Source organism: Faecalibacterium sp. I2-3-92 (genome assembly GCF_023347315.1).
Taxonomy (GTDB): Bacteria; Bacillota; Clostridia; order Oscillospirales; family Ruminococcaceae; genus Faecalibacterium; species Faecalibacterium duncaniae.
This window is the reverse complement of the sequence record NZ_CP094470.1, coordinates 270,364-294,934: the sequence shown is the minus strand read 5'-3', so window position 1 is coordinate 294,934 and position 24,571 is coordinate 270,364. Positions and strand designations below refer to the sequence as shown.

Below are 24,571 nucleotides of genomic sequence, written 5' to 3'. Positions count from 1 at the left end.
GTTTCAAAAAATACTGTGACCCCCGGCGGCACTGCCAGATGCTCTGCCGGGAGGTTCGGCTTTATTGATATGCGGCCGCCAGCTTTTCCAGCGCGGGCAGGCTGCGCTTTACCTTTTCGGTGTCGATGCAGTAGGCAAGGCGGACATAGCCCGTTACGCCAAAGGTATCGCTGGGCACCAGCAGCAGGTCAAATTCCCGGGCCTTGCGGCAGAAAGCGTTGGCATCCTCCTCCAGCGCCTTGGGGAAGAGATAGAAGGTGCCGCCGGGCCGCTCGACCTCAAAGCCCAGCGCTTTCAGCTTGTTGTAAAGCAGATCCATATTGGTCTCGTAGACGCTCAGGTCGCTGGTCACATCCAGGCAGCGGCTCACGGCGCGCTGGATGATGCTGGGCGGGCAGTTGTGGCCGGTAAAGCGGGAGATCTGGGCCATCATATCCACCAGCACCTCCTCGCCCTCGCAGCCGGGGCGCACGGCCACGTAGCCCAGGCGCTCACCGGGCAGGCTCAGGCTCTTGGAGAAGGAGAAGCAGGTCAGGGTGTGGGGGTAGAACGCTGCCGGGTAGGGCACGGTCCTGCCGTCAAAGGCGATATCCCGGTAGGGCTCGTCGCTGACAAGGAAGATGTTGTGGCCGTAGGCCCGGCTCTTCTCGGTCAGGATCTCCGCCAGCCGGGTCAGGGTGTCGGCAGAGTAGACCACACCGGTGGGGTTATTGGGGGTGTTGATGAGGACGCAGGTGACCTTCTCGGTCAGCATCTGCTCAAAGGCCTCCAGATTGGGCTGGAAGGCCGGGGCCTGGGGCGGCACCACCCTGAGATGGGCACCGGTGCCCTCCACATAGGGGCCGTACTCCGGAAAGTAGGGGGCAAAGGTCAGCACCTCATCCCCGGGCCGGGTCACGGCGCGTACAGCGTGGGCAATGGCACCCGCCGCGCCCGTGGTGGGGAAGATATCCTTCTGCGCATAGGGCAGGCCGAAGGTCCTGTTCAGGTGGGCCGCCACGGCGGTGCGGAACTCCGGGTCGCCCTGGCTGGGGCAGTAGCCATGCAGGGCCACCGGGTCCTCCTGTGCCAGCAGCTCCTGCATGGCGGCGGTGAACCGCTCCGGGCAGGGCACGCTGGGGTTGCCCAGCGAGTAATCAAACACGTTCTCGTAACCGATCTGGGCCGCGCGCTGCTTGCCGTACATAAAGGTCTCGCGGATGACGCTCTTGTGGGCCAGCATCCCGCGGTAAGTCTCGTTCAGCATAAGTTCCTTCCCCTCTAAAACACAAATTTATTTTTCGTGGGCAGCAGACGCATAGCTCTGCTCTACTTTCACCACACAGCTGTATTTCGGGTCCTGCTCATGGACGAACTGGCACATGGCGGCCAGCATCTCGTCCTTGTTCCCGGTATAGCCCGCCGGAAACTCCAGATCGAACAGGACATTCGTATGGGTATCACCCGGCACGATGCGCAGGTCGTGGATCGAAAGGCAGGGGTCGAGCTGGCGGGCCTTTTCCATCAGGCGGGTGCGCAGCACGCCCACCGCCGCATCGGTGGTGACGATGGGGTCATAGTGGATGGTCACCTGCAGGCCGTCCCGCTTTATAAAATCGTTCTCGATGTTGTCGATGACATCGTGGGCCTTGAGGGGGTCGGTCTCTGCCGGGAACTCGATGTGGAGGGAGGCGAACTGATGCCCCGGGCCGTAATCGTGCACCATGAGGTCGTGCATCCCCAGCACGCCGGGGTAGCCCATGACCGTCTGCTCAATGTGCTCCACCAGCTCCGGGCTGGGGCTCTCGCCCAGCAGGGGGCTCAGGGTGTCCATGACCAGCCCCCAGCCCGACCAGAGGATGAAGGCTGCCACGGCCACGCCCATGATGCCGTCCAGCCGCGCCCAGCCCGTCAGGCTGCAGACCACGGTGGAGATCAGCACCGCGCCGGTGGTCAGCACGTCGTTGCGGCTGTCGGCGGCGGTGGCCATCAAGGTCTCGGAGCCGATGGTGCGGCCGATGGTGCGGTTGAAGCCGCTCATCCAGAGCTTGACGAGGATGGATGCGGCCAGCACGCCCACGCTCAGCCAGCTGAACGCCACGGGGGTGGGGTGGAACACCTTGACCACCGACTCCTTGAGCAGGGAAAAGCCGATGCCCAGGATGGTCACACTGACCACCAGACCGGCCAGATATTCATAGCGGGCGTGGCCGTAGGGATGCTCGGCATCCGGGGCCTTGGCGGCCAGCCGGAAACCGATGAGGCTGACCACGTTGGACGAAGCGTCCGAGAGGTTGTTCAAAGCATCCGCCATGATGGCGATGGAGCCGAACAGGGTGCCTGCCAGCAGCTTGCCCAGGCAGAGCAGCAGGTTGCAGGCCATGCCCACACCGCTGGCAAGGTTGCCGTAGGCCGTGCGGGTAGCAGGGTCCTGGGGGTTATTGGGATGCCGGATGAACCGGCGGATCAGGAATTGTGTCATATCTATCTTTCATCTCCAGAGGTACGTTCAAAAAATACGACTTAGGTATAGTATAGCACCCAGCTTTACCGTTGTGAAGCGTTCACCCATGAAACTGCGGCTTGTCAGGCGGCAGTTTTGTGAATTTGCTTCTTGTTGTAACCAAAAAAGAGCTGCCGCGCGCCCCTTTGCCAACACTTTGGTTGGCAGAGAGCGCTGCAGCAGCCCCTTTTACGGTTCCGTCAGGGGAACTCAGACATTCTTGGCAGAGGGCTTGCTCAGATCCACGCCGCGGATGATCTTGCGCACGGGCAGGATGCTCTTGGCGTTCATGGACAGCTCGTCCACGCCCATCCGCAGGAAGGTCTCGGTGAGGGCGGTATCCGCGCCCAGCTCACCGCAGATGCCCACCCAGATGCCGTGGCGGTGGCCCGCCTCAATGGTCATCCGGATGGCCTTCAGCACAGCGGGGTGGTGGGGATCAAAGAAGGGCTCCAGCTTGGCGTTCTGGCGGTCCAGCGCGCAGGTGTACTGGGTCAGGTCGTTGGTGCCGATGGAGAAGAAATCGCACTCCTGGGCCAGATCATCCGCCACCAGAACCGCGGCGGGGGTCTCGATCATGGTGCCCACCTCGATCTTGTCGCTGAACTTCTTGCCCTCGGCGGTCAGCTCTGCCTTGCACTCCTCCAGCACGGCCTTGGCATCCTGCAGCTCCCGCAGACTGGTGATCATGGGGAACATAATGCTCATGTTGCCGTAGGCAGAAGCGCGCAGCAGGGCCCGCAGCTGGGTCTTGAAGAAATCCTTGCGGGTCAGGCAGATGCGGATGGCGCGGTAGCCCAGCGCGGGGTTGTCCTCGTGGTCGAGCTTCATGTAGTCCACGGTCTTGTCCGCGCCGATATCACAGGTGCGCACGACTACCTTTTTGGGGGCCAGGCTCTCCAGCACCTGCTTGTAGGCCTCGAACTGGTATTCCTCGGTGGGGTAATCCGTGCAGTTCAGGTAGACGAATTCGGTGCGGAACAGGCCCACGCCGCCCGCGTCGTTCTGCTGGACCGCGCCCACATCGCTCATGCCGCCGATGTTGGCAAAGACCTGCACGGTCTTGCCGTCCAGCGTGGTGTTGGGCTTACCCTTGAGCTCGGCCAGCAGGGCCAGCTTCTTCTGGTCCTCCTGCTGGCGCTTTTTCAGGCTCTCCAGCAGATCGGGGGTGGGATCCACATACACGCAGGCGTTGTAGCCGTCCACCACAGCCATCTTGCCGTCCCAATCTTCCTGGATCTCCTTGCACTGGATCAGGGCGGGGATGTTCATGCTGCGGGCCAGGATGGCGGTGTGGCTGTTGGAGCTGCCCTCCCGGGTGATGAAGCCCAGCAGCAGGCTCTTGTCCATCCGCACCGTCTCCGAGGGTGCCAGATCCTCTGCCACCAGAATGCTGGGCTCCGTGCCCTGCAGGGTGGCATTGTCCACGCCCTGCAGGATGTCCAGCATGGCCTGGGCAATGTCGATGACATCGGCGCTGCGGGCCTGTAAATAGGGGTCGTCCATGGCGGCAAACACGGCGGCCTGGTTGTCGCCCGCTTTCTTGACAGCATACTCCGCACACATGTGCTGGCCGTTGATGATCTCCTTGATGGCATCCACAAAGTCATCGTCATCCAGCATCATGGCATGGATGTTGAACACCTCGGCAATGTCCTCGCCTGCCTCGGCCAGTGCCTTTTCATACAGGGCAGTCTGCTGGTCAATGGCCTTGGCCCGGGCCTCTTCAAAGCGGGCTTCCTCTGCCGCCGTGTCCGCGACCTGGGCGGTGGAGATCACGGTATCTTTTTTCTTGTAAATTTTCAGCTTGCCGATGGCAATACCGTTCAGGATGCTTTTACCGGTTCCTACCTGCATCGTTCTCTCTCCTTTGTTGAGAATTTAGTGCGAAAAAGCCCCCGCAGGGTCTCCCGCAAGGGCTTTTGTCCGCAGATTCAAAGATCAGACGTTCTCGGTCAGGAACTTCTGAATGGCCTCGGCAGCGGCGGCCTCATCGTCGCCCTCCACCTTCACGGTCACGGTGTCGCCCTGCTTGACACCCATGCCCATCAGAGCCATCAGCTTGCGCAGGTCGCAGCTCTTGCCGTCCTTTTCCAGGGTAGCGGTGCTGGCAAAGCCCTTGGCCACCTTCACGAGCAGACCGGCCGGACGAGCGTGGATGCCGCATGCATCCTTAACAGTATACTGGAATTCCTTCATAATCATTTTCTCCTTACTTCATCCCGTTTCAGATCCGGACGGTCCTGCCACTCCGGACGCAGCCGATTTTGCTGCGGGATGCTACTATTATTATAAACCCGCTTCGTTATTTTTTCATCATTCCATATTGCTGATTTTTAGCCAGAAATTTTGGTGCTATTGAACAGAAGTTTTGCCCCCATTTTTCCACCGGATTCATTCGACAGGATACCCCTCGGCATCCAGGGGCAGGTCGGTGTACTGCGCCTCCTCGGGCACCACGGAGTCCGGCTCCCCGCTGGTCTGCTGGCTCTGCCCGGCCGCGCCCAGCTCCTCATCATGGCGCTCTCCCCAGTCGCCGCTGTAATCCTCACCGGACACCTGCTGGGCATCCTGCTGCTCAGCCTGCGCCATTGCGGTCTGGGCATCCTTCAGACCGATCACCGTGCCTGACGGCTTTTCCAGCAGGTAGGCCCCCACAGCCTTTTTGCGGTAGACCAGCAGCACGCCGTAACGGCTGGTCTCTCCGCTGCTGGCCGCCGGGATCAGGGCGGTCCACTTTTCTACGGTTTTCCCTTTGTAGCGGATAAGATCCATTCCGCTTTGCTGCACCACCCCGTTGAAGGCCGAAAAGCTGTCGTCCCACTTGCGGGGGATCTTGACCTTATCCGCCGTGATGGACGTGCCGTCCACATCCAGCCCGTAGCCCGTGAACCAGGTCTGGATGTCCTGTGCGCTCTCGATCCGGTTCACCCCGGCCGCTGCTGCCACCGTGCGGGTGCTGATGTACCGCCCCAGAAAGGCGCTGAAGATCACCAGCGCACAGCAGAGCGCACCGGCCCCCACCTTTTTCAAGCTCGTCTTGTTCAGCGTTACCACAAACATGCCGTTCCCTCCCACCCGTTTTGTTCTGAAAAGAATATATGGGGCGGGCAGGCAGAATATGTTTGACACCACCAAAAGAGCCCCCGCCGGAATAGACCGGCGGGGGCTCTTTCTCATAGCGGTAAGTTCAGGATCACTCGATCAGGCCGTTCAGCAGGGCCAGGCACTTGCGGCTGTGCAGCTTACGGATTGCCTTGGCCTCGATCTGGCGGACACGCTCACGGGTGACACCGAAGTCGCGGCCCACCTCCTCCAGCGTGCGGGGGCGGCCATCGTCCAGACCAAAGCGCAGGCGGATGACCTTTTCCTCACGGGGGGTCAGGCTCTTGAGGGCCTGATTGATCTGCTGGGCCACCATGGCGCGGTCTGCTGCCTTGCCGGGGGCCTCGGCGTTCTCGTCGGCCACGAAATCGCCCAGGGAGGAATCTTCTTCCTCACCCACGGGGCTTTCCAGGCTGGCGGGTTCCTGCGCCATGCGCTGGATCTCGCGCACGCGCTCCACGCTCATATCCATGGCCTTTGCCAGCTCCTCGGGGGTGGGCTCGTGGCCGTTCTGGTAGACCAGCTGGTTGGTGGCCTGACGCATCCGGTTGATGGTCTCGACCATGTGCACCGGGATGCGGATGGTGCGGGCCTGATCCGCAATGGCGCGGGTGATGGCCTGACGGATCCACCAGGTGGCGTAGGTGGAGAAGCGGAAGCCGCGGTCACAGTCAAACTTCTCGGCGGCCTTGATCAGGCCGATGTTGCCCTCCTGGATCAGGTCCAGGAACGCCAGGTTGTGGCCGACATGCTTCTTGGCGATGGAGACCACCAGACGCAGGTTGGCCTCGCTCAGGCTGCGGCGGGCGTTCAGGCCGTCGCGGCGGATCTTGAGCAGCTCCTGGCGGCGCTCCTCCGTCAGGGGGCCGTTCTCCACGGCCTCCATGGCCTCCTCTTCGGCAGCCTTTTCCTCGTCATCCTCGCTGGACTTGGTGTTGCCGTCCTCGTCCAGATCTTCGGTATAGCTCCGGCTGTTCTCATCCTCCTCGAACGAGAAGCGGGCGCTGTTCTTTTTGATGTACTCAGGCGCGCCGTACTTCTGGCGGTCGGCCTGAAGGATGTGGGCAGCCTCGGCACCGGCGTGGATGCGCTTGCTCAGGTCCACTTCCTGCTCCGCGCTCAGCAGCGGGATCTGGCCGATCTGCTTGAGGTAGTTCTTCACAGGGTCATCCAGCAGCTCATCCATGGCAGCCTTCAGGTCTGCGGGGTTCTCCTCTGCCGGGTCGTCCTCATTTTCATCGCCCAGGCCCAGCTCATCGCTGTTTGCCTCGGCACTTTCCACCTCTGCCATGATGCCTTCCACATCCAGGCTGGTGTCACCGTCGGCCTCGTCATCCAGAATTTTGATGCCGCGCTCCTCCAGAAGCGTGTAAAGCGTTTCCACATCCATCCGGCACTGGGAAGCCAGTGTCTTGGCCTCGCCCGCCGTCAGGGTGCCTTCGCCCTTCGTCAACAGTTCCTTCAAAGTCATGCCCATTTCGCTCTCTCCTTTTCACCGCGGCGCTGGCTGCGCCGTAAGTGATATCGTATCATAAGTTTTGCCGCTGCGGGATGGTTCAAATCACCAGGCCGCCGTTCACACCGAACACCTGCCCGGTGATGTAACCGGCGCTTTCGCCTGCCAGGAACACCAGCAGCTGCGCCACCTCGTCCGCGCTGCCCAGGCGGCCCACGGGGGTCTCCTCGGCCAGCGCAGCCTTATCCTCTGCCGTAAAGGCAGCCATCATATCGGTGTCGATGACACCCGGAGCCACGCAGTTCACGGTGATGCCGCTGGGCCCCTCCTCTTTGGCAAGGGCCTTGGTCAGGCCGATCAGGCCCGCCTTGGCAGCGGAGTAATGCACCTCGCAGCTGCCGCCGGTCTGGCCCCACATGCTGCTCACGGTCAGGATGCGGCCCGCCTTGCGGCGGATCATGCCCGGCAGGGCCAGCTGGCACAGGTGGAACGCGCCGCTCAGGTTCACATCCAGCATGTGCTGCCACTCCTCCGGGGTGATATCGGTGAACAGCTTCTGCTGGGCAATGCCCGCGTTGCTCACCAGCACATCCACATGGCCCACAGCCTGCTCCACGGTGTGGAACGCCACCTCACAGCTGGCGCGGGAGGCCACGTCGCACTGGACCGCCAGCAGGCCCGGCAGCTCCTTTTCCAGCGCCGCCGCCGCCTCGGCGTGGGTGTGATAGAGCACCGCCACCCGGTAGCCCGCCTGCCAGAAAGCGCGGGCCGCCGCGGCTCCGATGCCCCGGTCGCCGCCCGAGATCAGCACGCAGCGCCCGTTGGCCGCAGGGACTGCCGGTCCCGGCACAGGCTCCACCGGCAGTTCCGTTTCTGCTGCCGGTTCTGTTTCCGCGGCCGGTTCCGGCACAGCTTCCTGCACCGGCTCCTGTTCCGGCTCAGGGGCCCGGGATGCCTTGTCCTCATCGCTCAGGTCAAAGGTCAATTCAAATTCATCATCGTACAAGAGTCAGCCCTCCTGCCGTTTGTTCTCTGCCTGCAAAAAATCCCGCAGGCAGGAAGGTCCCGCCCTCCACCGCACCCATGGGCTGCGCTCTGCTCCTCTTTCCGGTCAAGGCCGGTCCTGCGGCGAGCCCGCTGGTCTGTGCGAGTGGTTTCGACAAGTTACCATTAAATAATATAACACAATTCGGCGAAAAAAGGAAGTGGGAACCGCCGTCTTTTCACGCAGTTCCCACTTTTTTTCACGTTCTCAGGGGGTCACGGGCGGTTTCCAGCGGGGCTTTGCGGCCCGCTGCTCCCGCAGCCGGAGGAAAAACGCCTGCAGCAGCGCCTGCGCCTCCTCCGCCCGCAGACCGCGTTCCACCACCGGATGGTGGTTGAAGGGCAGGGCGAACAGGTCGGTCACACTGCCGCAGCACCCGGCCTTGGTATCCGCCGCGCCGTACACCACCCGCCTGATCCGGCTGTTGATGATGCCGCCGCTGCACATGGGGCAGGGCTCCAGCGTAACGAACAGCTCACACTGCCACAGCCGCCAGCCGCCCAGCTTTTTGCAGGCCGCGTCAATGGCCAGCAGCTCGGCGTGGTGGAGGGCGTTTTTCTCGGTCTCGCGGGTGTTGTGGGCGGCGGCGATGATCTCGCCGTTCCGGGCCACCACCGCGCCCACGGGCACCTCGCCCAGCGCGGCGGCCCGTGCGGCCTCCTCCAGCGCCGCGCCCATCAGCTCATAGTCGGTCATCCCATTCCCCTTTCTGCCAGCGCCCGGGCCAGCACCAGCCCATTGTTCAGGATATGCAGCACCACCCCGGGTGCAGGACTGTCGGTCTGCTCTGCGGCCCACCCGAAAATGAGCCCCATGCCCAGCGCGTAGCACTTTTCGGTCAGTGTTCCGTGCAGGGCCGCAAAGAGCACAGCCTGGCAGAGGTTTGCCGGGTGCTCCCCCAGCGGCCGCAGCAGGCGCAGCAGCGCCCCCCGGAACACCAGCTCCTCGGCCAGCGGCAGCACCAGCAGGCTGCGCAGCGTGCCGGACACGCCCTGCGGCAGCTCTGCCGCCCCGCCGGGGACCAGCACACACCAGACCGCCGCCAGCCCGGCCCAGGCCAGTGCCGCGATGCCTGCCGCCCGCAGGCGGCGGTTCTGTTCTGACATCTTCCCCGTCCCCTCTCCGTTTGGGGCCGCGCTGTTCCGCTGCTTCGGGCGCACAGCGCACCGCCCCGCAATGCCTGATGCCCATTGTATCATGTTCCGGCCCGTTTGTGCAAGAAAACGGAGCGGAATTGCGAAAATACGAAGAAATATTGATTCAAACAATTGACATTTCCCGTCGTCTCTGGTATATTCCTATACGACTTTTTGATTGATTTGGTCGGGTTATCCGTTCTTGGCCCCGTTGGAGGTATTACTATGATCCGCATTCTTACCGATTCCGCATCCGACATCCTGCCCGCTGAAGCCGAGCAGCTGGGCGTGACCGTCATCCCCCTGAACGTCACCCTGGAGGACGGCACCGTGCTCCGGGACGGCGTGGATATGACCCCCACCGTGTATTACGGCGTGATGGCCCGCTGCCACAGGCTGCCCACCACCAGCCAGCCCAGCCCCGAGCTGTTCCAGCGCTTCTTCCTTGAGGCGGCTGCCGCCGGGGACGAAGTGGTGGGCATCTTCCTCTCCCATGAGCTGTCCGGCACCTGCCAGTGCGCCCGGCTGGCCGCAGACATGGCCAATGTGGACAACGTCCTCTTTGTGGATTCCGAAAACGTCTGCCTGGGCGAGAGCCTGCTGGTGCGGCTGGCTGTTCAGCTGCGGGATGCCGGAAAGACTGCCGGGCAGATCGCCGCCACCCTTGAGCACGCCAAGGAGCATCTGCATCTGGTGGCTGTCATCGACGACCTGAAGTATCTGCGCAAGGGCGGCCGCCTGCCCGCCGCCGTGGCCGTGGCCGGTGGGATGCTGGGCATCAAGCCCCTCATCACCATCAAGGAGGGCAAGGTCGTTATGGCGGGCAAGGCCCGGGGCCTGCCCGGCGCTTACGTTGCCCTGTTCAAGAAGATCGAGGAGCTGGGCGGCATCAGCACCTGCGCCGACGCGCTGGCCGGTTACACCCTCGCCCCCCGCGAGGTGCAGCCCATCCAGACCTACCTGCAGGAGAATCTGGGCCGGAGCGAGGCCCTTGTGCGCCAGATCGGTTGCGTCATCGGCACCCACGCCGGCCCCGGCGCGTTCGGCCTGGCCTTCCTCGATGAGGGCTTCACCTTCTGATCTTACCCAATCAAAAAGAGGAACTGCTTTCCCGGCAGTTCCTCTTTTTTGTTGGTTCACAGCACCGCGTCCGAGACGATCTTGCCCAGCAGGAGCACCAGCACCACAAGCATCATGGGGCGGATGAACTTTGCGCCCTTCTTGAGGGCGAAGTGGGAGCCCAGCAGGTTGCCCACAATGCCGCTGATGGCACAGGGAATGCCGATGGAGAACACCACCAGCCCGCTGGAAAGATACGTTACCAGGCTGGCGTAGTTGCTGGCAAGGTTGAGCACCTTGGCGTTGCCGCCCGCCGTGCGCAGGTCAAAGCCCATCAGGGTGGTAAAGGCAATGATGGCAAAGGTGCCGGTGCCCGGGCCAAAGATGCCGTCGTACAGGCCGATGCCCAGCCCGATGGCAAGGGCCAGCACCGCCTTTTTGGCGTTCAGGGTGCCGTCGTCCCGGTTCTCGTCGGGCAGGTCCCGCCGCCAGAGGATGAGCACCGCCGCCACCGGCAGGATGATGAGCATCATGGTGCGCAGCACCTGATCGCTGAGCAGGAGCACGATGTGGGAGCCCAGTGCGCTGCCTACAAAGCTGCCCACAGCCGCCAGCAGACCGACCCGGATGTTCATGGCTCCCTTCTGGAAGAACTGCGCCGTGGCAAAGGTGGTGCCGCAGGCCGCGCTGAATTTATTGGTGCCGTAGGTGTAATGCACCGGCAGGCCCGCAAACAGATAGGCGGGCAGGCTGATCAGACCGCCGCCGCCCGCCGCCGAGTCCACAAAGCCCGCAAACCCGGTCATCAGCATCAGAAACAACAGCATTGGCAATGATAATGTAATTTCCATTCGTTCTACTTTCCCACTCTTTCGTTTACTTCAGATACAGCTTTCCCTCGCAGGCCAGGATCTGATCCAGGATCATCCGGGACACCCGCGCACCATAGACCATGGCGGGGTGGTCGTTGTACTCGATGATGTCATGGAACTCCTTGTTCATCAGAACGATCACATACTCGCCGTAGGGGGTGTGGATGATGCCGCCGTCGTTGCGGCAGGCGTTCATGCTGCCGCTCTTGCTGGCCACCCAGATAAGCTCCGGCTCGCCGGTCTCCTCGCAGTCCAGATAGAACTGGGGGAAATCGTGGGTCAGCATGGTGTTGTAGTGCTGCTGGCGGAAGATGCCCAGCATGGCGGCGCTGGCTTCTTTGCTGACCAGCGTGCCCTTTGCCACCTGCGCAAACAGGGCGGCGTAGTCCCGGGGCGTGGTGGTGCCCAGCTTGTCGTAGCGGTCAAAGTGGAGGGGGTTGTGCAGGACGGTGTGCCCAAAGCCCAATTCCCGGATGCAGGCATTGATGGTGTCCAGCCCCAGGTAATCGATGATCATATTGGTGGCGATGTTGTCCGAGCAGATGATCATCATGGTGGCAGTGTCCTTCACCTTGAGCTTTGCCCCCACGCCCAGGGCCCGGAGCATCCCGGAGCCGTCCACGAACTGGCTGGTCTCGTAGGTGATCTCCTCTTCCAGGTCAGCCCTGCCCCGGCTGGCCTGCAGATACAGCACCGCCAGAATGAACGCCTTGATGGTGGAGGCCGTCTCAAATTCCTCGTCGGCACCGATCTCCACCGTGCTGCCGCGCAGGTCATCCACAAAAACGCTCATCCTGCCCTGATAGGAATAGAGCTCGGCGGCAATGCGCTTTTCCAATGTCATATTCTGATCCATCTGGAATTCCTCAACTTTTCTATACTTTCCGTTATACTTAAATCCTTACCGTTAAGACATTATTATCGTTGATATCGTTGTTATCGTTGCTAACTTTTCTTTTTCACCAACGTTATCAACGATTGCAACGATGATTTTGATACTAACGGTGATTACAGGTTGTTTTCAAAGAAACGCTGTGCGTTGCGGAAGAAGATGGCTTCCACCTCATCCTCGGTGAAGCCCTCTTTCCGCAGAGCATCGGCCAGCAGGGGCATTTTGGAGCAGTCGCTCAGTTCCAGCTTGCCGCCGATGCCGTCAAAGTCACTGCCCAGACCGATGATCTCAATGCCGCCCACCTGCTTGAAATGGGCGGCGTGTTTGGCCATCAGGGCCGTGGTGCTGCGGCACAGGTCGGGGCTGGGCTGGTCATCCAGAAAGCCCGCGCAGTAGTTCAGGCCCACCAGACCGCCTTTTTCCGCCATGACCCGGATCATCTCGTCGGTCAGGTTGCGGCAGTGGGGGGCCAGGGCGCGGCAGTTGGAGTGGCTGGCCGCAAAGGGGCGGGTGCTGTGCTCCGCAATGTCCCAGAAGCCCTTATCGGACAGGTGGCTCACATCGGCAATGATGTGCAGGCGCTCCATCTCGGCCAGGAACTCGAAGCCCTTCTCCTTCAGGCCGGTCTCGGTGTTGGGCATACAGGGCCAGATGGGGCCGTTGCCGGGCACCACGTTGGGGCTGGCCAGCTCGTTTTCGTGGTTCCAGGTCAGGGTCATCATCCGCACGCCCAGCTCGTACATCCGGCGCAGCACGCCCAGGCTGCCCTTGCAGCAGCCGGCCTCCTCAATGGTCAGCATTCCGCTGATCTTGCCCGCCTCGGCGTTTTTGCGGATATCCTCGGGGCGGTAGACAGGGGCGATCCTGTCGGAATACCGCTCCATCATCCGCTTGAACACGTCGATCTCTTCCAGCGCCGTCACCAGCGGGTCCGCGCCCGGGGTGGGGTCGGCCAGATTCACAAAGGCGGCAAAGCACTGGAGCATGTAGTCGCCCTTCTCCAGCTTTTCCAGATCGATGTGGCCGTTGTTGTGGGCAAAGGTCTGCCCGTCGCCCCGCATCTCCGCGCGCCGCAGCTCGCTCAGGGTATCACAATGTAGATCAAAGACTTTCATCGTTCATGTCCTTTCTTAACAGCTTCTATGTAAATCATTTCTGCCACAAAGCTCCCGTTTTCCGCAGCGAAAACTTGGCTCCCCTGCTAGGGGAGCTGGCGCGTCAGCGCCTGAGAGGTTTCTCCCGTAAGCAAAACCTCTCCGTCATCCTCGCTATCGCTCGATGCCACCTCCCCTAATAGGGGAGGCCTTGGCATAGGATTCATTTTTCGCAATGATCGCTGACGCTCCAAAACGCACTCCTGCCGCAAGCAGGGCAAACAGGAGCGAAGCGCCAGACCACGAAAACACGACGGCCTGCCAAGGGCTCCCCTACTAGGGGAGCTGTCGCGGCGAAGCACGCGACTGAGAGGTTGTACAGAGCCGCACCTGGTCGTTTCAGAACACACTCCCCACCGCATACAGACTCTTGACCAGATCTTCCCGGTACAGCGGGTCGGCGGGGTCAAGGCTGTTGATGACCACGCCGCCGCTGGCGGACGCGCCGGTGGAGTGGATGTAGCGGCCCTCGCCAAGGTAAAGGGCGATATGGCCGGGGAAATAGAGGGCATCGCCCCGCTTTTTGTCTGCAAAGGGGATCTGGTGCATGGGCCAGCCCTCCACGATCCTGGCATCCCGGTAGATGAGCACGCCGCACTGCATATAGGCGCTGCTGACAAGGCCGGAACAATCAATGCCCCGGCCCGACTTGCCGCCCCAGCGGTACTCGGTGCCCAGATACTTTTTCGCCTGTGCGCAGACGGCATCCCGGAACGCTTCCTCGCTGCCGTCGTACCACATCTGCAGTGCCTGCGGCACCAGCTCCCCGGCGGTAATATTCCGGGCCTCAGCCAGCGCGTCATCAAAGGCCAGCCCCTCCCGCTGGGAGAACACGGCGGTCATCTCAAACCGCACCGGTTCCAGCGCCACGTCCCGGACATAGCCGGTGCGGCCATCCAGCAGGGCCACCTTGGCCCAGCCGGTGTGGGCCAAGGCTTCCTCGGGCGGTTCGGGCAGGCGGCAGAGCAGGCAGCCCCGCTCCAGCTCCAGCATCCGCACCCCCTGCACCTTGGGCAGGCTGAGCACATCGGTGGCACGGCCCACCAGCACCAGCGGCTGGGGCAGGTAGGCCCGCAGCGCATCCTCGCTGACAAATTTCAGCGCATCCCGCCGGACAAAGCCGTGGTAGCCGTAAAAGGTGACCACCTCGGCCACCTCCGGGGAGAGGGGCACTCCCTCGGCAGTCACGCCGCCGGGGGCGGTGCGCACCTGACAGGCCTGACCGTACAGGCCTTCGTCCCCGATGGTGGAAACAAGGCCCGCCTCGCTCTGTTTCGTGGTCTGGGGCAGATCGTAAATGGTCACGACAGGCCGGGCAAATATGGCGTATTGCATCATTCGGTTCCCTCCAACAAATTCAGCAGCTCCTCCGGCTTCATGCGCAGGATGGCACCATCCGCGCTGCCGGTGACGGTCTCGGCCAGATCCTGCTTGACCTGCTGCAGCTCCACGATCTTTTCCTCAATGGTGTCCTGGGCGATGAGCTTGTACACCTGCACCGGGTTCTGCTGGCCGATGCGGTAGGCACGGTCGGTGGCCTGATTCTGAGCCGCCACGTTCCACCAGGGGTCGTAGTGGATGACGATATCGGCGGCGGTCAGGTTCAGGCCGGTGCCGCCTGCCCGCAGGGAGATCAGGAACACGCTGGCTTCGCCGCCGTTGAAGCGGCGCACCAGCTCGGCACGCACCGGCTTGGGGGTGGAGCCCTGCAGGGTGAAGTGGCTCACACCCTCCGCGTCCAGCCGCTTGGCCAGCAGCTCCAGCATGGAGGTGAACTGGCTGAACAGCAGGATGCGGTGCCCACTCTCCACGGCACTGGTGACCAGCTCGATGCAGGCATCCAGCTTGGCGCTGCCGCCTGTCCAGTTGTCGGCAATGAGCCGGGGGTCGCAGCAGATCTCCCGCAGACGCATGAGGACGGCGAACACCGCCATCTTGTCCTCGGGCTTGGCGGCCCGCAGCTTCTCCCGGGCATCCACCACGGCGGCAAGGTAGAGCTTGCGCTGCTCCTCCTCCAGCTCGATGCGGTAGACGTTCTCTGTTTTGGGGGGCAGCTCCTTCAGCACCTCGGACTTCATCCGGCGCAGGATGAACGGCCCGGTGAGCTGGTTCAGCCGCCGCACCGCCGCCGGGTCGTTTTCCTGCGTGATGGGCTTTTCAAACCGGCTGCAGAAGCTCTTGTAGGGCGGCAGGTAGCCCGGCATCAGGAAGGAGAAGATGCTCCACAGCTCACCCAGGCGGTTCTCCACGGGGGTGCCGGTCAGTGCAAAGCGGACACGGCTGTTCACCCCGCACACCGCCTTGTATTTCTGGGTGGTGTGGTTCTTGATGGCCTGGGCCTCGTCCAGGATGCAGGCGTAGAATTTCTGGTTCTGGTACAGGGTCTCGTCGCGGCGGAGCAGGTCGTAGCTGGTCACCACCACGTCGGCCCCGTCCCACTGCTCGGCCAGCTGGGCCCGGTGGGCGGCATCCCCGTCCACCACAACGCAGTTCAGCTCCGGTGTGAACTTTTGGCATTCCTCGGCCCAGTTCAGCACCAGCGAGGCCGGGCAGACGATAAGGCTGGGCAGGGGGTTCCCGCCCTGCTCCCGGAGGGCCAGCAGGTAGCTGAGCACCTGCACCGTCTTGCCCAGACCCATATCATCCGCAAGGATGCCGCCCATGCCGTAGCCATCCAGCGTGCGGAGCCAGCGGTAGCCGTCCCGCTGGTATTTTCGCAAAACTTTTTGTAGAGATGCAGGCGGTGTATACTCGCTGTCCTTCACCGCGTGGAAGCTCCGGCTGAGTTGGCGGAAGGCATCGTCCCGGTTGAAGCGGATGCCGTTCTGCCCCGAAAGCGCCCAGTCCAGACTGGGGGCCCGGTACAGGGGCAGCCGGGCGTGGGCCTGGCCCAGTTTGGCCCCGGAAAGCTCCAGCGTCTCGTTCAGCTCGTCCAGCACCTCCATGGAATCGTCCAGCCGGAGCAGACGGCCATCGCGCAGGCGGTGGTAGCGCTTTTTCTGGTGGAGCGATCTCAGCAGGGCTTTCAGCTCCCCCACCGGGAACTCCCCCGTGTCCACCTCCAGGTCGAGCACGCTGCCGTGCACCGACACCCCCACCGAGATCTTCGGCGGTGCGGCCTGCATACTGCGGAAGGCATCGGTCAGGTAGACCTCGCCCTCAGCCAGCAGGGCCGGGATGCCCTCATCGAGGAAGCGGTAGACTTCATCCTCCTCATAGGCATCGTAGTGGGCGGCAAGGCCGTTGCCCATGGTGTCCGGCCCCGGCTCCAGATACCGCCCCAGCAGCCGCCCGGCCCGCTGTTCGGCGCGGGCATCCCGCAGCAGACCGGCAGGCCCCGGTTCCTCCGGCGTGACGCGGTCCTCGCCGTACAAAAACTCAAGGTGCGCCCGCACCGTTTCCCGCGTGGGCGCGTCAAGGTAAAACTGCACCACCGGCTCCAGCGGGATCTGATTCAGCAGCAGGCGTTCGGGGTCCTCAATGGTCACCCTGCTGCCCAGCTCCGGCAGGACGTAGCTGCAAAAGGCGGTGGCATCCCCGGTGGTAAAGAACAGGCTCTTGCCGCACAGCGCCTCAAGGGCGGGCCGCATCCGGGCGCTTTCGGCCCGGTCCAGCTGCCAAATCGTATCCTCACTGTATAAATAGTCGTTGTCTAAACCCGTTTTCCATCCCAACGCGGGGGTCACGGACACCTCCACGCCGCCCCGGCGCTTTTCCACCCGCATGGTCAGGGCCGGGATGCCGGTCTTGAGGGTGTAGCCGCCCAGATTGCCGGTGGGGGCATAGAGGGCCACCAGACCGTCAAAGATCTCGCCGTTCAGCGGGATGCCCCCGGCAGGCCCGCTGCGGGGCGCATTGCCGTAGCTGCGCAGGGCCGCCTCGGCCCCTTCCTTTGCGCTGAGCTGCCGCCGCAGCAGGCGGAGCAGCTGCTGTGCCTCCGGGGCAAAGGCCTCCCAGCTGTGCTGGAATTCCAGCGCCTTGCCGTAACTGATGAAGCCGTGCTTCTCCACGGCCCGCAGCAGGTCCGGGATGCTCTTTACCACATACTGCCGCCCGCCGTCTGCCGAGATGCGCAGCCGCAGCCAGGGCAGCTCCCCGGGCAGCAGGGTCAGCTCCGGCTCCAGCTCTGCGGAATGGGGGCGCAGCTCCGCGTGGCCGGTCACGCCGTCCACCTCGGCCAGTGCTCCCTCCTGATAGGCCCGGAGCAGCCGCCGTGCCTCGTAGTCGGATTCCGGTTCCTCGCCCCGCCACTTCTTGCCGAACAGCATTTCCAGGCTGGAGGCATAGCTGTCCCTGCGGGGCGGCTCCTCAGGCTGGGGCGTTTGCAGGTTGGCCGTGCCCCGCACCACGCCCGGGATGCTCTCCGGGCTCTCCGAGGGCTTCTGCGGCGCTCTGCCGGAAAGGCCCTGACTCTCGCTGTCCCACATCAGCAGCGCGCCGATGTGCTTGCAGCAGGGCCCCTCGCCGTTTTCGTTGTAAGGGCAGGAGCAGCTGGCGCTGACAAAGCTGCCGTTTTCCCGCAGCCAGACCTGGGTCTGGTACAGGCTCCGCCCGCCGCCGCGCACGTCGGCGCTCAGGTGGCGCACGCCGTTCCCGGCCACTTCGCAGTTCAGATCCTGTATCCGGTCCGTGTAGGCCTTGGCCCGCGCGAATACCGTGCCGCCCAACAGGTAGCGGATCTCTTCCATGTCCATCCGGGGTCTCCCTCCCTCTGCAATGCTCTATTGGTTAAGCATACCGCACCGGCGGGCGGGATGCAAGGCTTTTGCAGAAAAAATCCGCCGCCTCTTTTGCAGGGACAGCGGAAGGAAGCCTTATGTATAAATCTGATAGATATTTTCAATTTGATACGGGTCACTCAGCAACACCCTGCCATCCGACAACACCGTAAGTTCATCCCCTACCGCAAGGTCTTCCAGCTTTGCTTGCTTTCCACTTTTTGTCCGCAGCTTTTCTGAAACCTTGTGGAACGCATATAGCTTCCCGTTTTTTTCTTCCGCCATCAGAAAATCATTTTTCTCGTCAATTGCAGTGACGGTAACTGCCGTATAGGTGCTGACTGACGCTAGAATTTCCTCGATTTCCTGATAAACTGCCTTTCCTCCCGGAAAAACGTATGCCTTTTTCCCGTTGACCAAACAGATTCGGCTGTCCGCATAAAACGCAAGCCAGACCTTCGCCTCGTCGTCGCTGCCGAATTGAAGGACCACATCCTGCCCACCCGCATCGAAGGTATCCTGATTGATGCAGGGCAGGTAGAGTTTCTTTCCTAGATATTCTTCGAGCGCCTGATACAGCTCCGTCGAAGCATCGGTCTGGAGATCGTTCATCTCCACATCGCCCCGGAACGAATTCAGGTTCATTTCCGCCACGGCAAGCGTATCGCTTTCCCGGATGGGCTTGGTAATCTTCTGCACCCGGTACACTGCAAGGGAGCCGAATGCCACGCACAGAAACAGCATCACCCCGGCAGCCGCCAGAATGCGCTTGTGCTTTTTGCTCACTTTCACCGAAAAAAGAACGCCCACAAAGCACACTGCCATTGGCAGCAGACACATGACCCAGTCCATCGTTTCATCTCCCTCGCGGTAGTTTCTTTCATTATACCGGAAGCCGTGCAAAAGTGCAACAAACGCGCACTGATATTCCGACATAAACACAGCGGCCCCGCTTACGCTGGTTTTCCCAGCGCGGTGGAGCCGCTTTTTATGCCGTTATTGGGAGATACGGTAATGTCCCACAATGTCCGTTCGCTTTTCCAGAATGTCCTGTTCGTAAGCAGTCTGCCACGGATCGTTATGATGGATCACATAGGGCACACCGTCCCAGTTCCGCCGATCAGAAACGATGCCGATATGCTTTTCAAAGATCACGATGTCACCGCCCTGCCACTGCTCCACATCTCACGGCACATTCCTCCCTTTGTATAGAACACGAATCCGAATGTTATTTCAGTGCACTTCGTCAAATTTACGAAACAAAAAACGCCTCAGGAAAAATCCTGAAGCGTTCTGTTCAAGTCGGCGACTACCTATTTTCACGCGCCGTTTCCAGCGAACTATCTTGGGCACGAGTGAGCTTAACTTCTGTGTTCGGAATGGGAACAGGTGGAACCTCACCGTCATCGTCACCGACCAATATGACTGGTTCAGTATAACATTTCTGTTTTACTTTGTCCAGTGTTTTTAGAAGGACGTGCCTTCAAAACTGAATAATCACTGCTAACATTTTGTCATTGACTTGAGAATTCAAGCGAATTGTGGTCAAGCCCTCGATCTATTAGTACACACTTGCTGAATGGATCACTCCACTTACACATCGTGCCTATCAACCTCGTAGTCTACAAGGGATCTTACCTGATTCAATCAGTGGGATATCTTATCTTTGGGTCGGCTTCACGCTTAGATGCTTTCAGCGTTTATCCGATCCGTACGTAGTTGCCCAGCTATGCTCCTGGCGGAACAACTGGTGCGCCAGAGGTACGTCCGTCCCGGTCCTCTCGTACTAGGGACAGCTCCCATCAAATATCCTGCGCCCACGACAGATAGGGACCGAACTGTCTCACGACGTTCTGAACCCAGCTCGCGTACCGCTTTAATTGGCGAACAGCCAAACCCTTGGGACCGAATACAGCCCCAGGATGCGATGAGCCGACATCGAGGTGCCAAACCTCCCCGTCGATGTGGACTCTTGGGGGAGATCAGCCTGTTATCCCCAGGGTAACTTTTATCCGTTGAGCGATGGCATTTCCACTCACATACCACCGGATCACTAACTCCAACTTTCGTTACTGCTCGACCCGTCAGTCTCGCAGTTAGGCTCGCTTCTGCGTTTGCACTCTTTTGCTTGATTTCCGTTCAAGCTGAGCGAACCTTTGAACGCCTCCGTTACTCTTTAGGAGGCGACCGCCCCAGTCAAACTGCCCACCTAACAATGTCCCCCGACTCGATTCAGAGCCGCAGGTTAGAATTCCAATATCGCAAGGATGGTATCCCAACGGCCTCTCCGCCAAAGCCAAAGCCTTGGTTTCCCAGAGTCCCATCTATCCTGTGCATGCAACATCGAAACCCAATATTAGGCTACAGTAAAGCTCCATGGGGTCTTTCCGTCTTGTCGCGGGTAACCGGCATCTTCACCGGTACTACAATTTCGCCGGGCGGGCTGTTGAGACAGTGCCCAAATCATTACGCCTTTCATGCGGGTCAGAACTTACCTGACAAGGAATTTCGCTACCTTAGGACCGTTATAGTTACGGCCGCCGTTCACTGGGGCTTCGATTCAATGCTTGCACATCTCCTCTTAACCTTCCAGCACCGGGCAGGCGTCAGCTCGTATACGTCATCTTTCGATTTAGCACAAACCTGTGTTTTTGGTAAACAGTTGCTTGGGCCGATTCTCTGCGGCTCCATCTCTGGAGCACCCCTTCTCCCGAAGTTACGGGGTCAATTTGCCGAGTTCCTTAACAACCCTTCTCCCGTTGGCCTTAGAATCTTCTTCCTACCTACCTGTGTCGGTTTGCGGTACGGGCACCTCAGAAATACACACAGCTTTTCTCGCCATCTTCCATCTCAGACTTCGGTACTAATTTCCCTCGATCTCTACCGGAACCAACACCCGGCTCTGAGACTTCATATGTGTCCCTGTGCTTAACTCTTTTGGTGGTGACGGAATCTCTACCGTCTGTGCATCGGCTACGCCTTCCGGCCTCACCTTAGCTCCCGACTAACCTGGAGCGGACGAACCTTCCTCCAGAAACCTGAGGCTTTCGGCCATGCAGATTCTCACTGCATTCGCGCTACTCATTCCGGCATTCTCACTTCTATACACTCCACAGCCGCTTACGCTACTGTTTCTCCGCGTATACAACGCTCCCCTACCCAATACACTTACGTGCATTGCCTAAGCTTCGGTGTCAGGTTTAGCCCCGTTAAATTCTCCGCGCAAAGACGCTCGACCAGTGAGCTATTACGCACTCTTTGAATGAGTGGCTGCTTCTGAGCCAACATCCTGGTTGTCTGCGTATCTTCACATCGTTTTCCACTTAACCTGACTTTGGGACCTTAGCTGTAGATCTGGGCTGTTTCCCTTTTGACAATGACATTTATCTGACACTGTCTGACTCCCAAGCATCAATACTCTGGCATTCTGAGTTTGATAAGCTTCGCTAACCTCTCGGCCGCTAGGCTATTCAGTGCTTTACCTCCAGGTATCTAACTTGAGGCTAGTCCTAAAACTATTTCGGGGAGAACCAGCTATCTCCGGGTTCGATTGGAATTTCTCCGCTACCCACAGTTCATCCGCCGCCTTTTCAACGGAGGTCGGTTCGGTCCTCCATGGAATTTTACTTCCACTTCAACCTGACCATGGGTAGGTCACCCGGTTTCGGGCCCATTATATGCAACTTAACGCCCTTTTCAAACTCGCTTTCGCTTCGGCTCCAGACCTTAAGTCCTTAACCTTGCTGCATACAATCGCTCGCCGGACCGTTCTACAAAAAGTACCCTATCACGCTTTGACGCGCTCTAGGTGCTTGTAGGCACAGGGTTTCAGGTTCTTTTTCACTCCCCTCCCGGGGTGCTTTTCACCTTTCCTTCACAGTACTATACGCTATCGGTCACTGGGTAGTATTTAGGGTTGGAGGGTGGTCCCCCCGTATTCCGACCAGGTTTCACGTGTCTGGCCGTACTCTGGATCCTGCGCAGCTCTCTCCGTTTTCACCTACGTGGTTCTCACACTCTCTGACCGGCCTTCCCATGCCGTTCGGTTAACAGATTAAGTCTTAAAAGCAGTCCGTACCCCGAAAGTATTTCTACTCTCGGTTTGCCCTCTTCCGCGTTCGCTCGCCACTACTTACGGAATCTCGTTTGATGTCTCTTCCTCGCCCTACTTAGATGTTTCAGTTCAGGCGGTTCCCTCAATACACCTATTTTGAATTTCAATGTATTGTACCTGAGTATGAACCCAGGTGAGTTTCCTCATTCAGAAATCTCCGGATCAATGCTTATTTGCAGCTCCCCGAAGCTTATCGCAGCTTATCACGTCTTTCATCGGCTCCCAGTGCCAAGGCATTCGCCCTGCGCCCTTGTTCGCTTGACCTTTCAAACGTTCTTTCAGAACATTTGGTATCCTCTTGATTCTCTCTTTTGCCAACGAAGATTATTGTTACCCTTCCTTTTGAAATTGCAATATTTCTTAAAAGAACTTACTATAATCTTTGTTTCGCAGTTATTATTCAGTTTTCAAGGTACGTCTTTGAGTGTCCTTTTCAGGGCCCTCAAAATCGAACAATATCTACTCTGCTTGTATCTGTCACCTGTTCCAGATGGCCGACCATCTTCGATGTTCTTCCATCTGCCTGACTCCTTAGAAAGGAGGTGATCCAGCCGCAGGTTCTCCTACGGCTACCTTGTTACGACTTCACCCCAATCACCAGTTTTACCTTCGGCGGCGTCCTCCTTGCGGTTAGACTACCGACTTCGGGTCCCCCCGGCTCTCATGGTGTGACGGGCGGTGTGTACAAGGCCCGGGAACGTATTCACCGTGGCATGCTGATCCACGATTACTAGCAATTCCGACTTCGTGCAGGCGAGTTGCAGCCTGCAGTCCGAACTGGGACGTTGTTTCTGAGTTTTGCTCCACCTCGCGGTCTTGCTTCTCTTTGTTTAACGCCATTGTAGTACGTGTGTAGCCCAAGTCATAAAGGGCATGATGATTTGACGTCATCCCCACCTTCCTCCGTTTTGTCAACGGCAGTCCTGCCAGAGTCCTCTTGCGTAGTAACTGACAGTAAGGGTTGCGCTCGTTGCGGGACTTAACCCAACATCTCACGACACGAGCTGACGACAACCATGCACCACCTGTCTCTGCGTCCCGAAGGAAAATACTGTTTCCAGCATCGTCGCAGGATGTCAAGACTTGGTAAGGTTCTTCGCGTTGCGTCGAATTAAACCACATACTCCACTGCTTGTGCGGGCCCCCGTCAATTCCTTTGAGTTTCAACCTTGCGGTCGTACTCCCCAGGTGGATTACTTATTGTGTTAACTGCGGCACTGAAGGGGTCAATCCTCCAACACCTAGTAATCATCGTTTACGGTGTGGACTACCAGGGTATCTAATCCTGTTTGCTACCCACACTTTCGAGCCTCAGCGTCAGTTGGTGCCCAGTAGGCCGCCTTCGCCACTGGTGTTCCTCCCGATATCTACGCATTCCACCGCTACACCGGGAATTCCGCCTACCTCTGCACTACTCAAGAAAAACAGTTTTGAAAGCAGTTTATGGGTTGAGCCCATAGATTTCACTTCCAACTTGTCTTCCCGCCTGCGCTCCCTTTACACCCAGTAATTCCGGACAACGCTTGTGACCTACGTTTTACCGCGGCTGCTGGCACGTAGTTAGCCGTCACTTCCTTGTTGAGTACCGTCATTATCTTCCTCAACAACAGGAGTTTACAATCCGAAGACCTTCTTCCTCCACGCGGCGTCGCTGCATCAGGGTTTCCCCCATTGTGCAATATTCCCCACTGCTGCCTCCCGTAGGAGTCTGGGCCGTGTCTCAGTCCCAATGTGGCCGTTCAACCTCTCAGTCCGGCTACCGATCGTTGCCTTGGTGGGCTATTACCTCACCAACTAGCTAATCGGACGCGAGGCCATCTCAAAGCGGATTGCTCCTTTTCCCTCTGGTCGATGCCGACCCGTGGGCTTATGCGGTATTAGCAGTCGTTTCCAACTGTTGTCCCCCTCTTTGAGGCAGGTTCCTCACGCGTTACTCACCCGTTCGCCACTCGCTCGAGAAAGCAAGCTCTCTCTCGCTCGTTCGACTTGCATGTGTTAGGCGCGCCGCCAGCGTTCGTCCTGAGCCAGGATCAAACTCTTTATAAATGATATTTATCACTTAAAAAGTGTTAAATCTTCTTCGCTCAGCACGCAATCGCTTGCGTCCTGTGTGAATTACTTTGTTTGGAATTGTTTAACGTGTTTTTCCAACACGAAAATAGGTTCCGTTACAAGTTTTTCGATATTGTTCAATTTTCAAGGTCCTGTGCGCCTCAGCCTTAGCGGCTGACGACTTGATTATTTTACCACAGATGTAATTTTTTGTCAAGCACTTTTTTCAGAAGCTTTTCGATCTTTTCGAACTTGTGGCTCGTTTTTCAACGTATCCATATTGGTTCTTTCGCTTTGCTTCTGCCGCTTTCAGAAGTCATTCTTTCCGGCGGCCCTTGGCGCTCAAGTATAATACCACATCCCCAGCCTTCTGTCAACACTTTTTGACATCTTTTTTCCAAATTATTTGCAGGGGATAAAATTCCTCTGTTCCCCCTATAACAATGCTTGTTCCTTTCTTGACAAGGCGGCGGGCAGAACGTATCA

At 59.5% G+C, this 24,571-nt stretch carries 17 protein-coding genes and 3 rRNA genes; 1 reads left to right on the top strand and 19 read right to left on the bottom strand.

The genetic code is table 11. From position 1 onward, the window contains the following. Positions 1–61: 61 nt before the first annotated feature. From MTP42_RS01345 to MTP42_RS01305, 9 genes are all read right to left on the bottom strand, one after another. A complete protein-coding gene (locus tag MTP42_RS01345) occupies positions 62–1,246 on the bottom strand; it encodes a pyridoxal phosphate-dependent aminotransferase (RefSeq protein WP_249257789.1) in 1,185 nt (394 codons plus the stop codon). Between the two features lie 27 nt (positions 1,247–1,273). Beyond that, a complete protein-coding gene (locus MTP42_RS01340; protein WP_005930187.1) occupies positions 1,274–2,461 on the bottom strand; it encodes a cation diffusion facilitator family transporter in 1,188 nt (395 codons plus the stop codon). Positions 2,462–2,692: 231 nt separating this feature from the next. Next, on the bottom strand, positions 2,693–4,339 hold the full coding sequence (gene ptsP, locus MTP42_RS01335; RefSeq protein WP_005930190.1) for a phosphoenolpyruvate--protein phosphotransferase: 1,647 nt from the start codon (positions 4,337–4,339) through the stop codon (positions 2,693–2,695). An 84-nt stretch (positions 4,340–4,423) separates the two neighbouring features. Further along, complete coding sequence (locus MTP42_RS01330; RefSeq protein WP_005930193.1) at positions 4,424–4,687, bottom strand: HPr family phosphocarrier protein; 264 nt, start codon at positions 4,685–4,687, stop codon at positions 4,424–4,426. Between the two features lie 189 nt (positions 4,688–4,876). Then, positions 4,877–5,545, bottom strand: coding sequence for a DUF4830 domain-containing protein (locus tag MTP42_RS01325; RefSeq protein WP_207697503.1), 669 nt, complete (start codon positions 5,543–5,545; stop codon positions 4,877–4,879). 133 nt (positions 5,546–5,678) lie between these two features. Then, positions 5,679–7,064, bottom strand: a complete 1,386-nt coding sequence (locus tag MTP42_RS01320; protein WP_005930202.1) for an RNA polymerase sigma factor — start codon at positions 7,062–7,064, stop codon at positions 5,679–5,681. A gap of 79 nt (positions 7,065–7,143) precedes the next feature. Beyond that, a complete protein-coding gene (gene ymfI / locus MTP42_RS01315; RefSeq protein WP_249257788.1) occupies positions 7,144–8,049 on the bottom strand; it encodes an elongation factor P 5-aminopentanone reductase in 906 nt (301 codons plus the stop codon). Positions 8,050–8,295: 246 nt separating this feature from the next. After that, entirely contained in the window at positions 8,296–8,784 is a 489-nt protein-coding gene (locus MTP42_RS01310) for a nucleoside deaminase (protein ID WP_005930211.1), read from the bottom strand. After that, positions 8,781–9,194, bottom strand: coding sequence for a CPBP family intramembrane glutamic endopeptidase (locus tag MTP42_RS01305; protein ID WP_249257787.1), 414 nt, complete (start codon positions 9,192–9,194; stop codon positions 8,781–8,783). The genes MTP42_RS01310 and MTP42_RS01305 overlap by 4 nt, the downstream gene beginning before the upstream one ends. Positions 9,195–9,449: 255 nt before the next feature. Here MTP42_RS01305 and MTP42_RS01300 point away from each other — a divergent pair, with 255 nt between their 5' ends. After that, positions 9,450–10,304, top strand: coding sequence for a DegV family protein (locus tag MTP42_RS01300; RefSeq protein WP_249257786.1), 855 nt, complete (start codon positions 9,450–9,452; stop codon positions 10,302–10,304). A 56-nt stretch (positions 10,305–10,360) separates the two neighbouring features. Here MTP42_RS01300 and MTP42_RS01295 read toward each other — a convergent pair whose 3' ends face one another. From MTP42_RS01295 to MTP42_RS01250, 10 genes are all read right to left on the bottom strand, one after another. After that, complete coding sequence (locus MTP42_RS01295) at positions 10,361–11,110, bottom strand: TSUP family transporter (protein ID WP_005930227.1); 750 nt, start codon at positions 11,108–11,110, stop codon at positions 10,361–10,363. A 49-nt stretch (positions 11,111–11,159) separates the two neighbouring features. Continuing rightward, on the bottom strand, positions 11,160–12,011 hold the full coding sequence (locus tag MTP42_RS01290) for a serine hydrolase (protein ID WP_249257785.1): 852 nt from the start codon (positions 12,009–12,011) through the stop codon (positions 11,160–11,162). A gap of 152 nt (positions 12,012–12,163) precedes the next feature. Further along, the gene (locus MTP42_RS01285) at positions 12,164–13,162 is read right to left on the bottom strand and encodes a dipeptidase (protein WP_117534697.1); all 999 of its coding nucleotides are present in this window, start codon (positions 13,160–13,162) and stop codon (positions 12,164–12,166) included. A 378-nt stretch (positions 13,163–13,540) separates the two neighbouring features. Beyond that, positions 13,541–14,539: a C40 family peptidase gene (locus MTP42_RS01280; protein ID WP_249257784.1), complete on the bottom strand. Its 999-nt coding sequence runs from the start codon at positions 14,537–14,539 to the stop codon at positions 13,541–13,543. Next, positions 14,536–17,895, bottom strand: a complete 3,360-nt coding sequence (locus tag MTP42_RS01275; RefSeq protein ID WP_249257783.1) for a DEAD/DEAH box helicase — start codon at positions 17,893–17,895, stop codon at positions 14,536–14,538. Before MTP42_RS01275 ends, MTP42_RS01280 begins: the two co-directional genes overlap by 4 nt. A gap of 120 nt (positions 17,896–18,015) precedes the next feature. Then, complete coding sequence (locus MTP42_RS01270; RefSeq protein WP_249257782.1) at positions 18,016–18,855, bottom strand: hypothetical protein; 840 nt, start codon at positions 18,853–18,855, stop codon at positions 18,016–18,018. Between the two features lie 60 nt (positions 18,856–18,915). Beyond that, positions 18,916–19,101, bottom strand: a complete 186-nt coding sequence (locus tag MTP42_RS01265) for a DUF1287 domain-containing protein (RefSeq protein ID WP_342760526.1) — start codon at positions 19,099–19,101, stop codon at positions 18,916–18,918. 118 nt (positions 19,102–19,219) lie between these two features. Continuing rightward, positions 19,220–19,336 (bottom strand): 5S ribosomal RNA (gene rrf, locus MTP42_RS01260). A gap of 124 nt (positions 19,337–19,460) precedes the next feature. Further along, positions 19,461–22,297, bottom strand: a 23S ribosomal RNA gene (locus tag MTP42_RS01255). Between the two features lie 271 nt (positions 22,298–22,568). Next, positions 22,569–24,079 (bottom strand): 16S ribosomal RNA (locus tag MTP42_RS01250). The 16S, 23S and 5S rRNA genes sit together here, the layout of an rRNA operon. Positions 24,080–24,571 lie beyond the last annotated feature (492 nt).